At 69.1% G+C, this 14,337-nt stretch carries 13 protein-coding genes; 8 read left to right on the plus strand and 5 right to left on the minus strand.

The features are described from left to right. Positions 1-52 precede the first annotated feature (52 nt). Positions 53-571, minus strand: coding sequence for an acyltransferase (locus ACLQ2Q_RS20110; RefSeq protein ID WP_425823233.1), 519 nt, complete (start codon positions 569-571; stop codon positions 53-55). 263 nt (positions 572-834) lie between these two features. On the opposite strand from ACLQ2Q_RS20110, the gene ACLQ2Q_RS20115 reads away from it, so the two are divergent. Both ACLQ2Q_RS20115 and ACLQ2Q_RS20120 read left to right on the plus strand, forming a co-directional pair. After that, positions 835-1,794 (plus strand): glycosyltransferase, encoded by a 960-nt coding sequence (locus ACLQ2Q_RS20115; RefSeq protein WP_425823235.1) that lies wholly within the window; start codon positions 835-837, stop codon positions 1,792-1,794. A gap of 303 nt (positions 1,795-2,097) precedes the next feature. Next, complete coding sequence (locus ACLQ2Q_RS20120; RefSeq protein WP_425823237.1) at positions 2,098-3,585, plus strand: sugar transferase; 1,488 nt, start codon at positions 2,098-2,100, stop codon at positions 3,583-3,585. 20 nt (positions 3,586-3,605) lie between these two features. Here ACLQ2Q_RS20120 and ACLQ2Q_RS20125 read toward each other — a convergent pair whose 3' ends face one another. Further along, positions 3,606-3,761 carry a hypothetical protein gene (locus tag ACLQ2Q_RS20125; RefSeq protein ID WP_425823239.1) on the minus strand — a complete coding sequence of 52 codons (156 nt, stop codon included), beginning with the start codon at positions 3,759-3,761 and terminating at the stop codon, positions 3,606-3,608. A 387-nt stretch (positions 3,762-4,148) separates the two neighbouring features. Here ACLQ2Q_RS20125 and rplM point away from each other — a divergent pair, with 387 nt between their 5' ends. The 3 genes from rplM to glmM are packed head-to-tail and all read left to right on the plus strand — an operon-like array spanning position 4,149 to position 6,484. Beyond that, positions 4,149-4,595 carry a 50S ribosomal protein L13 gene (gene rplM, locus ACLQ2Q_RS20130; protein WP_425823241.1) on the plus strand — a complete coding sequence of 149 codons (447 nt, stop codon included), beginning with the start codon at positions 4,149-4,151 and terminating at the stop codon, positions 4,593-4,595. Between the two features lie 30 nt (positions 4,596-4,625). After that, the gene (rpsI, locus tag ACLQ2Q_RS20135; protein WP_425823243.1) at positions 4,626-5,111 is read left to right on the plus strand and encodes a 30S ribosomal protein S9; all 486 of its coding nucleotides are present in this window, start codon (positions 4,626-4,628) and stop codon (positions 5,109-5,111) included. A gap of 14 nt (positions 5,112-5,125) precedes the next feature. Continuing rightward, positions 5,126-6,484, plus strand: coding sequence for a phosphoglucosamine mutase (gene glmM, locus ACLQ2Q_RS20140; protein WP_425823245.1), 1,359 nt, complete (start codon positions 5,126-5,128; stop codon positions 6,482-6,484). Positions 6,485-6,499: 15 nt separating this feature from the next. Here glmM and ACLQ2Q_RS20145 read toward each other — a convergent pair whose 3' ends face one another. The 3 genes from ACLQ2Q_RS20145 to ACLQ2Q_RS20155 are packed head-to-tail and all read right to left on the minus strand — an operon-like array spanning position 6,500 to position 10,949. Beyond that, positions 6,500-7,381: a hypothetical protein gene (locus ACLQ2Q_RS20145; protein ID WP_425823247.1), complete on the minus strand. Its 882-nt coding sequence runs from the start codon at positions 7,379-7,381 to the stop codon at positions 6,500-6,502. Further along, positions 7,368-9,947, minus strand: a complete 2,580-nt coding sequence (locus ACLQ2Q_RS20150; protein WP_425823249.1) for a DUF4062 domain-containing protein — start codon at positions 9,945-9,947, stop codon at positions 7,368-7,370. Before ACLQ2Q_RS20150 ends, ACLQ2Q_RS20145 begins: the two co-directional genes overlap by 14 nt. Before the next feature lie 57 nt (positions 9,948-10,004). Further along, on the minus strand, positions 10,005-10,949 hold the full coding sequence (locus ACLQ2Q_RS20155; RefSeq protein ID WP_425823251.1) for a Ppx/GppA phosphatase family protein: 945 nt from the start codon (positions 10,947-10,949) through the stop codon (positions 10,005-10,007). Between the two features lie 42 nt (positions 10,950-10,991). Between ACLQ2Q_RS20155 and coaA the strand changes: the two genes are divergently transcribed. The 3 genes from coaA to ACLQ2Q_RS20170 all read left to right on the plus strand — a co-directional run bounded on the left by coaA (position 10,992) and on the right by ACLQ2Q_RS20170 (position 14,337). After that, positions 10,992-11,957, plus strand: coding sequence for a type I pantothenate kinase (gene coaA, locus ACLQ2Q_RS20160; RefSeq protein WP_425823253.1), 966 nt, complete (start codon positions 10,992-10,994; stop codon positions 11,955-11,957). 126 nt (positions 11,958-12,083) lie between these two features. After that, positions 12,084-13,937, plus strand: coding sequence for a glutamine--fructose-6-phosphate transaminase (isomerizing) (gene glmS / locus ACLQ2Q_RS20165; RefSeq protein WP_425823255.1), 1,854 nt, complete (start codon positions 12,084-12,086; stop codon positions 13,935-13,937). Between the two features lie 31 nt (positions 13,938-13,968). Next, complete coding sequence (locus tag ACLQ2Q_RS20170) at positions 13,969-14,337, plus strand: holo-ACP synthase (protein ID WP_425823257.1); 369 nt, start codon at positions 13,969-13,971, stop codon at positions 14,335-14,337.

Here is a 14,337-nt window from a genome sequence, read left to right on the forward strand (position 1 = left end):
AGGCGTTAACGGGCAGCGTCGCGAGTGGCGTTCCGACGGATGCCTCCGCCGGCTACTCGGCGGGCATCGGGAGCAGGCCCCCAACGATCGAGTCGACGCGGTCGCGGTAGGTGGACCCCTTCATGTCCGCTGCGGCGGGCCACTCCCGCATCCGGGTGATGAAGTCATCCCACGTGGACACCACGCGAGCCGGAACGCCGGCGACGACGCTGCCCGAGGGCACCGACCGGGTCACGACAGATCCGGCGCCGACGACGACGCGGTCACCGATCTCGACGCCCGGCATGATCGTCGCGCCGGCTCCGATGAACACGTCGCTCCCGATGCGGATGGGCGCGTACCGGTAGCGGCGGCCGCGCTCGTCGTTCAGGATCCATCCGGAGCCATCGTGCGTGACGAGCGAGACGCGACTGCTGACCGTGACTCGGTCGCCGATCGATACCAGCCACGGCTCGCTGGTGGCGACGTTGGAGAGGATGCGGCATCCCGTTCCGATCCGCACGCCTTCGCGTCTCGCCCAGCGCTCCCACCCGAGCTGCCGTTGCCTGATGCCACGAATCACCTTGCCCATCGCACTCCTCCCGGGTCACCCTCACGGCGTCCCGTTCACCGTACTCTTGCTCGAGGCGGCGACATCCTCGTTTCGGGCATTGAGCCCGACCTGACGCGGAGAATTTACATGGGCGAGCACTTCAGGTTCACACACGGCGGCTATCGTCGAATTGCACGCGCGATCGACGCTTTCCGGGATCGGTCGCGGGCCCGCGGCCAATCCCCGAACGCACGGGAATTGGGTCCGGCAGACTCGTGAAGGCCCCGGGTGAAGGAGTTCGTATGCGCATCGTGAGTGACATCTCGTACGGAAAAATCGTCGACGCCGTCGACCCCGCGCCGGGCGCACGGGGCGGTGTCGCGTCGTCGCTGCGCCTGTTCCGGGCGTCGAAGAGCGCCGACGCGATCTTCACCAACGAGGGCAAATGCACTCGACCGGGACTGATCGTGCTTGCCCTTCTCCTCTGGGTGTCGCGTCGCCGCAAGCTCGTGCTCTCGGAGTTCCTCCCGGGACATCTGACGGGGCTGAACGGCCGGGTCGTCACCGCCGCCTACCGTCTGCTGCTGCCCCGCGTCCTGCTGGCCGCACAAGTGATGACGCAATGGGAGCGGGACGATTATGCGGTGCGGTACGGGATTCCTCTCGAGCGCCTCAAGCTGATCCCGTTCTACTCCTACGACGATCGAGTCGAGCCGGAACCTCTCGCCTGGGATGCCAAGGAGCGCCACGGATATCTGTCGACCGGAAAGAACTCCTGTGACTGGGAGACGCTGATCGCGGCCGCGCAAGACGAGGACTGGCCGCTCACGATCGTGTGCCGCGGAAGCGAGCGCAAGAAGTATGAAGATGACGCGGCGGCCGCCGGGGTGACGATACGCAGCGACATCCCTCGAGCGGAGCATGACGAGCTGCTCGCATCCTCGGCGCTGCTCATCATGGCGCTCAAGGATCGTGCTGTCAGCGCCGGCCACGTCCGGCTGATGACGGCTGCCACGCACGGAGTGCCCGTGATCGCGAGCGAGATCCGGGGCATCGCCGGCTACGAGGAGCTGGCCGTCGCGATCGTGCCTCAACGCGACCCGGAGGCACTGCGGGCGTCCGTCGACGACCTGATGGGCAACCCCGACCACCTGGCGCGGGAGATGGAACGGGTTCGCGAGTATGCGCGTCGGCGACCGTACAGCGTGTACGAGGCGGAGATCGCCGCGCTGGTCGGCGACGCGGTACGCCAGCGGGCGTGATTCGAATTGCCGGTGTCGCAATGGCCGAGGTTCGTGGCAGACTGGACGAGCTTTCGCTGGTGCAAGGGCAAACGTCTCTCGGAGGGGGCAGACCGGCGAAGGGCGACGTCACCGATATTCGTGCAGGCTCTCGGATATCGATGATTGTGCCGGTTGTAACAAGCCGGTAACCCATCGTTGGCAAAAGCCAGCCAAGATGCTTAATAGGAACCGTCTCTGGGGGGAGAAGGGGGTGAGCCTCCTGCCCGTCTGTCCATCCCCAGGGCCGAAGCTAATTCGGAAGTGGTGGTTATGGCAGTGACGATGGCAGTCGACAACGAGCGAGTCCGCGGCGGGTCGATCCCTCGGGTGGCTGCAGCGCCACGCCCGGCGCGGTGGGAGCGAAAGTACGTGCGCGCTCTGGTGAGCACCGACGTGCTCCTGCTCGCGACCGTGGGGACGGCGGTCATGCTGGCGGCGCCGCATCCCTCGGTCGTGGAGTCCACGCGGCTCGGCGTGACCATCCCTGTCGTGGGAATCGTCGCCGGCGTGGGAGCCGTCATCCTGGCGCTGCTCTCCCTCACCGGCAGCCGGGCGCCGCGGGTGGTGGGCGTCGGAAGCCAGGAGTATCGCGCCATCGTGCACGCGACGTTCCTCGCCTTCACGACGGTCGCGCTGCTCGCGTACATCCTCGGGATCGACGGCCTCCACTACATCCTTGCCTACGGCCTGGTGGCGACGACCGGCACACTCGTCTTGAGCCGGTGGGTCTGGCGACGGTGGCTGGTCGCCCAGCGCAGGCAGGGCAAGATGGCGAACCGCGTGCTGCTCGTGGGGTCAGAGGAGTCCGTCGCCGGTATCGCGCGGGATCTCCGGCGTAACCCGGCGGCCGGACTGCTGGTCGTGGGAGCGTGCACGCCGACGGGCCGAATCGCCGACGTCATCCCGGGCACCGACATCGCGGTTTCCGGTTCCGTGGACAACGTCATCCAGGCTCTTGCGCGGGTAGAGGCGGACACCGTGCTGATCACCAGCGCGAACGAGCTCAGCGCGGCGACGGTGCGCACCCTCAGCTGGGAGCTCGAGCCGGGGCGTCAGCACCTGATCCTGTCCCCGAGCCTGACGGACATCAGCGGGCCCCGCCTGCACGCGCGGCCGGTCGCGGGCCTCCCGCTCGTACACGTCGAGACGCCCCGGTACGAGGGCGGCAAGCTGCACGCCAAGCGCACTTTCGACATCCTGGCCGGGGCGGCCCTCCTCCTCCTGCTCTCGCCCGTTCTGATCGCCGTCGCGCTGGCGGTACGGTTCTCGAGCCCTGGTGGGATCTTCTTCCGTCAGGAGAGGGTGGGCCTCGGCGGGGAGCGGTTCAACATGCTGAAGTTCCGCTCCATGTACGTCGACGCGGAGGAGCGTCTCGCTGAGCTGGCCGAGGCGGGGCGTGACCGCGGCAACGACGTCATGTTCAAGATGAAGGACGATCCACGCGTCACGGGGATCGGACGGGTTCTGCGACGGTTCAGCCTGGACGAGCTGCCGCAGCTGATCAACGTGGTCCGCGGCGACATGGCTCTGGTCGGGCCGCGCCCGCCGCTCGAGCGCGAGGTGGAGCTGTACGCCGACACCGTGCATCGCCGCTTCCTGGTGAAGCCTGGCATCACGGGGCTGTGGCAGGTCAGCGGGCGAAGCGACCTCAGTTGGGACGAGACGGTTCGCCTCGACCTGTTCTATGTCGAGAACTGGACGCTGACGGGCGACCTGACGATCCTCCTGAAGACCGTGCGGGCGGTGCTCAAGAGCCAGGGGGCTTACTAGCCGGTGCGAGCGATCGTGGCTCAGCCGCTGGTGTAGCCGGGATTGAACTCGTGGCGAAGCGTGTCCATCGCGTGCTCGTGCTCTCCCACGGCGGCCGCGCGTCCGAGCAGCACGGCGCTCGGAAGCGCCACGGCCATCCAGGTGGCGGTGGCGGCAAAGATCAGTACGAGGTTCATGTCGCTCTCCGTTGAGCCGGTGAATCGGTGCGGTGCGTGACGTCGGAACCCGTCTGGATCAAGACTAACAACGCGCGACCAGTTAACGGCAGGGGCAATATCAACCGATGTAGGCGCGCAGCGAGTCGAACATGCGGTTAATCGCTCTGCCGTATGTCGAATCCGCTGAAGCGGCATGCGCAATACCCCGCCGGTTTGGATGCCGCATCCGGATGCCGTAAGCTTGATCCTTGGTGCCCGCGCCCCTGCTGGCCGGTCACCGCGAACGTGAGCCCTCCACTGGTGTGTTTCGCCCTTCGCTCCTCGACAAGCTTGGGGACAGGGATGGAAACCCCCCGGAGCGGGATTCACGAACCTCTCCGTTCGAATCAAGAAAGCAGCACTATTGTGACGCGCACGTACACCCCCAAGGCTGGCGAAGCCCAGCGCGAGTGGCACATCATCGACGCAACAGACGTCGTGCTCGGCCGCCTCGCGAGCCACGCCGCCGTTCTCCTTCGCGGCAAGCACAAGCCGACCTTCGCCAACCACATGGACATGGGCGACTTCGTCATCATCATCAACGCCGACAAGGTCGCGCTGACGGGACAGAAGCTCCAGAAGAAGAAGGCCTACCGCCACTCGGGCTACCCGGGCGGCCTCAAATCGATCACCTACGAAGAGCTGCTCGCCAAGAACCCCGAGCGGGCCGTCGAGAAGGCCGTCCGCGGCATGCTCCCCAAGAACAGCCTTGGTGCCCAGCAGCTGCGCAAGCTCAAGGTCTACCGCGGCGCCGAGCACCCCCACGCTGCTCAGCTGCCCAAGACCTTCACCCTCGACCAGGTCGCCCAGTAAGCGCCTCCCAGACTGACTAAGGACACACTCGTGGCGAAGATCGAAGATTCCACCGACATCCCTCAGACGTTTACGACCGAGACCCCGGCAGACCAGGCCGTGGAAGCGGCCCCGCGTCCCGTTCTCAGCGTTCCCGGCGCAGCCGTCGGCCGTCGCAAGCAGGCCATCGCGCGCGTGCGCATCGTCCCCGGCTCCGGCGTCATCACGGTCAACGGCCGTTCGTTCGAGGACTACTTCCCCAACAAGCTGCACCAGCAGCTCGTCAAGGACCCCTTCACGGTGCTCAACCTCACCGACGCGTACGACGTCATCGCCCGCATCTCGGGTGGCGGCCCCTCCGGCCAGGCGGGCGCACTGCGCCTCGGCATCGCGCGCTCGCTGAACGGTATCGACGAAGAGAACAACCGCCCGACCCTGAAGAAGGCCGGCTTCCTCTCGCGCGACGCTCGCGTGAAGGAGCGCAAGAAGGCCGGTCTCAAGAAGGCCCGCAAGGCGCCTCAGTACTCCAAGCGCTAGTCGCGAAGGTTCCGATGCCGCTCTTTGGCACGGACGGTGTACGGGGGCTGGCCAACGGCCCCCTGACCGCCGACCTCGCACTCACCCTGGCCCAGGCGACCGCTGTCGTCCTGGGCCAGGGGCGTACCGCGGAGGCCCGTCGGGCCGCCGGCAAGCGCCTCACGGCCGTCGTCGCTCGCGATCCCCGCGTCTCGGGTGAGTTCCTCTCGGCCGCGGTGTCGGCCGGGCTGGCGTCATCCGGCGTCGACGTGCTCGACGCCGGCGTCCTTCCGACTCCAGCGGCCGCTTACCTGATCGCCGACATGGATGCCGACTTCGGCGTCATGGTGTCGGCGTCGCACAACCCCGCGCCGGACAACGGCATCAAGATCTTCGCTCGTGGCGGCGTCAAGCTCCCCGACGTGGTCGAGCAGCGCATCGAGGCCGCGCTCACTGCGCCCAAGCTGCAGCCGACCGGTGGGGGCGTGGGCCGCATCCGCCGATTCGCCGATGCGGAGGACCGCTACGTCGTGCACCTGCTCGGCTCCCTGCCGCACCGGCTCGATGGCCTGCACGTCGTGCTGGACTGCGCGCACGGTGCGGCATCCGGTGTGTCGCCCGAGACGTTCCGCGACGCCGGCGCACGCGTGACCGTCATCGGAGCGGACCCTGACGGCCTCAACATCAACGACGGCGTCGGCTCCACGCATCTCGACCAACTCGCCGTGGCGGTGCTGAAGCACCGCGCAGACGTCGGCATCGCGCACGACGGCGACGCGGATCGCTGCCTCGCGGTGGATGCCGCCGGTCGCGTCGTCGACGGCGACCAGATCATGGCGATCCTCGCGGTGGCGATGAAGAACCGCGGACATCTGGTGGAAGACACTCTCGTCGCCACCGTCATGAGCAACCTCGGCCTGCACGTCGCGATGCGGCAGCAGGGCATCCGTGTGCTGCAGACGGCCGTCGGCGACCGCTACGTGCTCGAGTCGATGAACGAGGGCGGCTACTCGCTCGGCGGCGAGCAGTCAGGCCACGTCATCATGAGCGAGTACGCGACCACGGGTGACGGCCTGCTCACGGGCCTGCACCTGATGGCGGAGATGGCACGCTCGGGCAAGAGCCTCGCCGAACTCGCGTCGGTCATGACCGTGTTCCCGCAGGTGCTCGTCAACGTCCGGGGCGTCGATCGCGCCGGCGTCGGCTCGGACGATGTGCTGGCCGCTGCGGTCGCCGACGTCGAGACCGAACTCGGCGACACGGGCCGGGTGCTGCTTCGCGCTTCGGGCACGGAGCCCCTCGTGCGGGTCATGGTAGAGGCGGCCGACGCGCACTCGGCGCAGTCCTACGCCGACCGCCTTGCCGACATCGTCAGCGACCGGCTCGCTCTCTAGGGTTTCGCTTGTCGCCTACGGACGATGGGCGTTCGACACCGCCGCATCCGTCGGCAGAGCCGAGCGGCGCATGGTCCGCTCGGCCCACGCCGCGAAGCCCCCGTAGAGGACGAGCGCCATGCACAGCAGCGCGACGAACCCCCACGCGGCGGGCCGTTCCCAGTGCATGTCGTCGCGGCGCACCAGGACCGCGAAGAGAAGGAACGCCAGGCTGACCAGCTGCGCCGCGTAGAGGGCCCGGTAACTGCTCCATCGGCGATCCACGATCATGGCGACGTTGACGAATCCGGTGAGGCTGAGGATCGCACCGACGGTGCGGGCGGTCAGCGGCGTCAGATCCCAGCCCCAGAGTTCGATGAAGGCGGTAGGGACGACGAACATCGTCAGTCCCGTCACGGCGGCGATCGCACCGACCCCGACGAGGCACCATGCGAGAAGGGCCGGGATCTCCGTGTCGAGGGGTGCCGGCGTGCCGGGGTCCGCAGGGCGCTGAACGATCGCCGCCCACGCGACGAGGAAGGGGGTGGTGGCGTAGAGCGCCGCCCAGGCCACGAACGGAAGGTTCAGCGTGAACTTGTCCATGTGCAGAGCCGTCGCGATCCCGAGAAGGGTGGCGAACACGAAGACGGGCAGGAAGCCCCGGCGAACGCGGTGCCAGTCGCGGGTCAGGACGACGGCGGCGAAGAACACGATGCCGCCGACGTACGCGGCACCGAGCACCATCGCGGTGAGCGGCGGCGCGATCGGCCAGGCGAAGAACTCGGCCGTCCGGCCGGGAAGCAGGATCAGGATTCCGGCGGCGACCAGGAGGAAGGGCAGCAGCAGAACGGCCAGCCACCGAACGGGAAGCAGGATGCGGTCAGAGCCCGCGAGGGGCGGCCGTTCAGACTCGCGCATGATCGAGAACCTCCGCAATCGGCAGCGCGCGACCCCGGGCGGCCGCGGCGTCGAACTCGTCGCCCATGCCGGCGGAGCGGAGGGCTTCGATGGCCGGCCCGTGGAAGGAGAAGGCGGCGGCGTTGAACGATCCGGTTCGCTGCCGAAGCGACTCGGCAGCACCGGACAGCTCTCCCGCGCGCGCCGCGTCGCCGGCGCCCGCCGCGAGGGCGACGAGCCCCTCGAGCCCGTAGGCGACGCCCTCATCGTGGCCCAGGGATGCCGAGATCTCCAGTCCCCGGACGAAGTCGCCCTCGGCGCCATCGACGTCTCCGCCCAGCAGGCGCACCCACCCCCGGTGGTTCAGCGCGATCGCCATGCCGAGCGGCTCTCCCTCGGCCGTCGCGAGATCGAGGCTCTCTTCGAAGCGGGATGCCGCGGCATCCACCTGCCCCGCCACGAGAAGCACCCGCCCCATCGTGACCAGCGACATGGCCTCGCCCCAGCGGTCCTGGGCGGCGCGGAAGCGAGTCAGGCTGCGCTCCAGTTCGGCGATCGCGCCCGGCACATCCGGGGTGGTGGCGGCGAGCCGGGCGAGGGCGGATGACACGCGGGCCAGGGCCTCGCCCGACGCGTCGCCGGATTCGCCGAACAGCTCGGCGCTTCGGGTGAGGCCTCCGACGAGGTCGACGTCCTGCTGCTGCCAGAACGCGATGGCCCGGGTGAAGTACAGCGCGATCGCCTCGGCGCGCGGAGAGAGCTGTTCGCCGCGGGCGGCCGCCTCATCCATCAGCCGCGTCATCCACGTGCGCACCTGCCCGAGCAGTCCGCCGAGCCAGAGGTAGAGCCAGAGCGACCACGCGAGATCGGTGGCGCTGTCCCACGCGCCCCGCTGAGTGAACCAGCCCACGGCCGAGGCGAGGTCGGCGCGCTGGATGTTGAGGACGATCAGCCAGTGGGCCTGATGCCCGCCCGCGCGCAGGCCGACGCCCGCGCTCCGGGCGAGGCCGAGGAAGTACTCGGCGTGCGCGTCGCGCGCGGCATCCCACTCGTCCGGCGTGCTGAGTCCCGCCGAGTACGACCGCACCGTCGCGAGCAGGCTGAACACGTCCTCGCCCTGCATGTCCCGCTGACGCACGAGACTCGACTCCACCAACGCGTCCAGCGAGTCCAGCGTGCCGTCGCCGACCAGCGCTTCGGCCGCCTCGAGGGTGAAGGGTCCCGTGAACACCGCGAGCCTGGCCAGAGTCGTCCGCGCCGAAGCCGGCAGCAGGTCGACGCTCCACTGGATCGTGCCGCTCAGCGTTCGCTGTCTCTCCGGCAGGTCCCGGGCACCACTGGAGAGAAGGCCGAGGCCATCGGCCAGGCGCTCGAGGATGCTCTCGGGGGAGAGGCTGCGGACGCGCGCAGCGGCCAGCTCGAGCGCGAGGGGCACGCCTTCGAGTGCCCGGCAGATGCCCATCACCGCCGACACATTCGCCTCGGTCAGCTCGAAGTCGGGGCGGACCGCCCGTGCACGCTCGACGAAGAGCGCGACGGACGGCACGGCCGCCGCGGCGTGCGGCGACAGCTCGGCATCCATCGTCGGCACTTCCAGCGGCTGCACCTCGAAGGTGCGCTCGGGCCGCAGGCGCAGCGGCGAGCGGCTCGTGACCAGCACCGTGAGGTCGGGCAGCGTCGAGATGAGCTTGATGACGACGGATGCCGCATCCAGCACGTGCTCCATGTTGTCGAGCACGAGCAGCAGCCGGCGCTGCGCCAGCGCGGTGAGGATCTTGTCCTGCAGCGGGCCGTCTCCTGAGTCCCGTACGCCCAGCTCGTGCGCGATGGCCGGCAGCACGAAGTCCGCGGAGCGCACCGCCTCGAGCGACACGAAGACGACGTCTCCCCCCTCCGCTGCCATTCCGCCGGCGATCTCGATCGCCAGGCGAGACTTGCCGATCCCGCCGGGTCCGGTCAGGGTGACCAGCCGAACGTCGCGTCGCTCGAGCAGCTCCCGGACGGTCGCGATGGCGCCGGCGCGTCCGACGATCGCAGAGAACGGGGCGGGAACATGACCCGCCGTGCCCCCGTCCTCCGGGGGCCTCTCCTCCGTCTCGGCGGACCGGCTCGCGTCGAAGCGCTCGGCGAGCATCACGGCGATGTCCGCGGTGATCAGCTCCCGCAGCTCGTCGGCGTCCGTGTACCTCTTATAGGAGGTCTGATCGTCCTCACGCAGGCGGTCGAGCAGCTCCTCGAGGCGGGGCTCACGGCCGGGCGCCTGGTCCTTGACGTAGATCAGCTTCGGCAGGCCGGCGCTCAGGATGTACTCGTCCTCGAGGCCCGAAACCTCCTCACCCGGTGCCACCCAGCCGTAGCTCTCGCCGTAGATGCCGACGAAGATGTCGCTCTGCGCGAGGTATGAGCGATAGAGCGACCGGGGCGGGTGCGGCCGGGCGCCGAGCTCGAACATGATGGGTGCCAGATGCAGCGACTCGATCGCCTGGCGCGCCGCGCGTCGTTCGGCCTCCAGCTCTCGAAGAGTGGAACTGACGAAGACACGGATGCGCTGGTCGGGAGTGCGGATCGACACCGCAGGTGCGTCCATCTACGCAGTGTGGACCACGCAGGCCCGCCGCGTCCAGCCCGCCGTGCCGGTGGGCGTCTACGTGGGTGGCGCTGTCCACGAGAGCGACTCGATGTAGCGCAGCAGCACGCCTTCGCGCAGCGCCCACGGCGACACCTCGAGCTCGTCGACATCCATCGCCTTCATCGCCTGGTGCAGCACCACCGCGCCGGCGACGATCTGGAACGTGCGGTCGGGCGTGATCCCCGGCAGCTCCTGCCGCGCCTCCGCCGGGATGCGCGCGAGCCGGGGGATCCACGCCTTCAGTGCTGCGCGGGGCAGCACCATGCGCTCGATGCCCGACCAGCCGGGCATCGGGTAGCCCGCGAGCTTGGCGAGGGAGCGGATCGCCTTCGACGAGCCGACGACATGGTCCGGACGGGGCTGCGACGCGAAGACGCGGGCAACGGGCGCGAGCAGCTCGGCCGCATGCGTTCGGAGCCCCTCGATCTGGGCCTCGCCCGGTGGATCATCCGGCAGGAACTCCACCGTCATCCGGCCCGCACCGAGCGGAACCGACTCGGCGACCGCGGGCAGCTCGTCGGAGCCCGCGGCCAGCTCCAGCGAACCGCCGCCGATGTCGAAGAGCAGGATCTGGCCGGCCGACCACCCGAACCATCGCCGCACCGCGAGGAAGGTGAAGCGCGCCTCCGTCTCACCCCCGAGCACCTGCAGCGGCTGGCCCAGCGCCGCCTCGATGCGAGCGATGACGTCCTCGCCGTTCGTCGCGTCTCGAACGGCGGATGTCGCGGTGGCGAGCAGCTCGTCGACCCCTTCCTTCGCGGCGACCTGCCTGGCGGCCGCGACGGCGGACTCCAGGCCCGAGACGCCCTCCTCGGTGATCGATCCGTCCGGCGCGAGGTAGCGCATCAGACGCAGCACGGTCCGCTGGCTCGTCCGGGCGAGGGGACGCCCGCCCGGCAGCATGTCCGCCACGAGCAGATGGACCGTGTTGGAACCGATGTCGAGGACTCCGAGGCGCACGCGTCGACCCTATCGCGGGGGCTCCCGCCGTCCGGCGATACGATGGGCGCGATGACCACCGCCGACCCCGGAATCCCCAGCACCTCCGTGCTCTCCCCCTATCGGGAGATCGATCGAGCCGACTGGGCGCGCCTCGCCCCCGAGGTCGAGCAGCCGCTGACGGAGACCGAGATCGTGCAGATCCGCGGACTCGGAGACCGGCTCGACATGCTCGAGGTCGCCGAGGTCTACCGCCCCCTGAGCCGGCTGCTGAGCCTCTACGCCACAGCCACGAAGCGGCTCGGGGCATCCACCAGTGAGTTCCTGCGCGAGCCCGACACGACAACGCCCTTCGTCGTGGGCGTCGCCGGCTCCGTCGCGGTGGGCAAGTCCACGATCGCCCGTCTGCTCCGCGAGCTCATGAGCCGATGGTCCGACACCCCTCGTGTCGAGCTGGTGACGACCGACGGATTCCTCTACCCCAACGCCGAGCTGGAGCGGCGCGGACTGATGGACCGCAAGGGCTTCCCGGAATCGTACGACCGGCGCGGTCTGCTCGATTTCCTCACCGAGGTCAAGAGCGGCGCCCCGGAGGTGCGCGCGCCCTTCTATTCGCACATGCGCTACGACATCGTGCCCGACGCTCATGTCGTGGTGCGCAGGCCCGATGTCGTCATCGTCGAGGGGCTCAACGTGCTGGCCCCGCCGCCCACCCCGAACGACGTGTCGGTGGGCGACCTCTTCGACTTCTCCATCTACGTGGATGCCGAGACCGCCCACATCGAGCAGTGGTTCGTCGACCGCTTCCTGGCGTTGAAGCAGGGCGCCTTCGCCAACCCGTCGTCGTTCTTCAACGTGTTCGCGCACCTCGACGACGCGGAGGCCGCGCGCACCGCGCTCGGCTACTGGAACGACATCAACCTGCCGAACCTCCTCGAGAACGTGCTCCCGACCAAGCACCGCGCGACGCTGATCCTGCAGAAGGGCGCGAACCACTCCGTCGACATGGTGCGGTTGCGCAAACTGTAGGACCGGTTCCGAGCCACGGTCCCTGAGCATGTCAACGGGTCGACGCCTCGACAGGCTCGGCGACCGGCGGGTCTGCCCAGAGGTTCGTCCAGGGTCCTCGCATACCCTCCCGCTTAAGCTGGTCGCATGTGTGGAATCGTCGGATACGTGGGCCCTCGCGACAGCCAGGCCATCCTCCTCGCCGGCCTCGCCCGGCTCGAGTACAGGGGATACGACTCGGCGGGCGTCGCCGTCATCGACGGCAGCGGTGAGCTGGGCATGCGCAAGCGTGCGGGCAAGCTCAAGGTGCTCCGGGAAGACCTGATCGAGCACCCGCTGGCCGACGGCACCACCGGCATCGGTCACACGCGCTGGGCGACCCACGGCGGCCCCACCGACACCAACGCGCACCCGCACCTCGCCGACGACGACAAGCTCGCCGTCATCCACAACGGCATCATCGAGAACTTCGCCGAGATCAAGGCCGACCTGCTCTCGGACGGCTACACGTTCGTCAGCGAGACCGACACCGAAGCGGCCGCGATCCTGCTCGGCCGGGAGTACCGGGCCGCCGGCGGCGACCTCGAGGCCGCGTTCCGCGCCGTGGTCAGCCGCCTGGAAGGCGCCTTCACGCTGCTCGCGATGCACGAGGACCACCCCGGTCTGGTCGTCGGCGCCCGCCGCAACTCGCCGCTCGTGATCGGGCTCGGGGAGGGCGAGAACTTCCTGGGATCGGATGTCGCGGCCTTCGTCGAGCACACGCGCAACGCGCTCGCCATCGGTCAGGACCAGATCGTCTCGATCACCCCGACCGGCGTGCGGGTGACCGACTTCACCGGCGCCGACGTCGAGGTGGAACCCTTCGAGGTGCTCTGGGATGCCGCGGCCGCCGACAAGGGCGGCTGGTCGAGCTTCATGGCCAAGGAGATCAGCGAGGAGCCCGAGGCCGTCAACAACACGATCCTCGGGCGCGTCCGCGATGGCCAGGTCGTGATCCCCGAGCTCGACGGGATGGACGAGCTGCTCACCGGCATCTCCCGCATCATCATCGTGGCGTGCGGCACCGCCGCCTACGCCGGCCTGGTGGGCAAGTACGCCATCGAGCAGTGGGCCCGGGTGCCGGTCGACGTCGAGCTCGCGCACGAGTTCCGCTACCGCGATCCCGTGATCGGCGACGACACCCTGGTGATCTCGATCAGCCAGTCCGGCGAGACGATGGACACGCTGATGGCCGTCAAGTACGCCAGGGAGCGCGGCGCGCGCACCCTGTCGATCTGCAACACTCAGGGCGCCACGATCCCACGGGAATCGGATGCCATCGTCTACACGCACGCCGGCCCGGAGGTGGCCGTCGCGTCGACCAAGGCGTTCGTCGCCCAGATGACGGCGCTCTACCTCTTCGGGCTGCACCTGGCGCGTGTTCGCGGGTCGATCTCGCCGACCGAGGGCGCGCAGCACGTGCTCGAGCTCGAAGGCATCCCGGGCAAGATCCGGCGGATCCTCGACGGCGAGCAGGGCCGCATCGAGCAGCTCGCGCATTGGATGGCCGACACCCGCTCGGTGCTGTTCCTCGGCCGCCATGTGGGGTACCCGATCGCCTTGGAGGGCGCGCTCAAGCTCAAGGAGCTCGCGTACATCCACGCGGAGGGCTTCGCCGCGGGCGAGCTCAAGCACGGTCCCATCGCGCTGATCGAACCCGGGCAGCCCGTCTTCGTCGTCGTGCCGTCTCCTCGGGAGTCCGCGGAGCTGCACCGCAAGGTCGTCTCGAGCATCGAGGAGATCCGCGCCCGCGGCGCCCGCGTCATCGTGATCGCCGAGGAGGGCGATGTCGCCGTGCTGCCGTACGCCGACGAGGTTCTGCGCATCCCGCTCGCGGGTCCGCTTTTCGAGCCGCTGCTCGCGGTGGTTCCCCTGCACATCTTTGCGATGGGCCTCTCCACGGCCAAGGGCCTGGATGTCGACCAGCCGCGGAACCTCGCGAAGTCCGTCACGGTAGAGTAGCCGCGGCCCGCGCGGGCGGGAGGGGATGCGTGTGATCATCGGCATCGGCGTCGACCTCGTCGACATCTCTCGGTTCGAGCGATCGATCGAGCGCACCCCGCGGCTGCTGGAGCGGCTCTTCTCGCCGGGTGAACGCGCCCTCCCCGTGCGCTCGCTCGCCGCGCGATACGCGGCCAAAGAAGCGCTCATCAAGGCACTCGGCGGATCGGAGGGTCTGCACTGGTCCGAGATCGAGGTCACCCCGGAGGAGTCCGGGCGCCCGTGGTTCACGCTGGGCGGCTCGACCGCCGTCGTCGTCGCTGAGCGCGGAATCACCGTCATCCACCTGTCGATGACGCATGACGGCGGCTTCGCCGTCGCGTACGTCGTGGCCGAGGCGGCGGACGGGGCGCTGCTGTGA

The sequence above is a fragment of the Microbacterium sp. DT81.1 genome, assembly GCF_049844955.1.
Taxonomy (GTDB): domain Bacteria; phylum Actinomycetota; class Actinomycetes; order Actinomycetales; family Microbacteriaceae; genus Microbacterium.

Bases quoted from the DNA above. Each gene is read 5' to 3' on its own strand.
- ACLQ2Q_RS20110 (WP_425823233.1), bottom strand. From the start codon at position 571: ATGGGCAAGGTGATTCGTGGCATCAGGCAACGGCAGCTCGGGTGGGAG.
- ACLQ2Q_RS20115 (WP_425823235.1), top strand. From the start codon at position 835: ATGCGCATCGTGAGTGACATCTCGTACGGAAAAATCGTCGACGCCGTC.
- ACLQ2Q_RS20120 (WP_425823237.1), top strand. From the start codon at position 2,098: ATGGCAGTCGACAACGAGCGAGTCCGCGGCGGGTCGATCCCTCGGGTG.
- ACLQ2Q_RS20125 (WP_425823239.1), bottom strand. From the start codon at position 3,761: ATGAACCTCGTACTGATCTTTGCCGCCACCGCCACCTGGATGGCCGTG.
- glmM (WP_425823245.1), top strand. From the start codon at position 5,126: ATGCCGCTCTTTGGCACGGACGGTGTACGGGGGCTGGCCAACGGCCCC.
- ACLQ2Q_RS20145 (WP_425823247.1), bottom strand. From the start codon at position 7,381: ATGCGCGAGTCTGAACGGCCGCCCCTCGCGGGCTCTGACCGCATCCTG.
- ACLQ2Q_RS20150 (WP_425823249.1), bottom strand. From the start codon at position 9,947: ATGGACGCACCTGCGGTGTCGATCCGCACTCCCGACCAGCGCATCCGT.
- coaA (WP_425823253.1), top strand. From the start codon at position 10,992: ATGGGCGCGATGACCACCGCCGACCCCGGAATCCCCAGCACCTCCGTG.
- glmS (WP_425823255.1), top strand. From the start codon at position 12,084: ATGTGTGGAATCGTCGGATACGTGGGCCCTCGCGACAGCCAGGCCATC.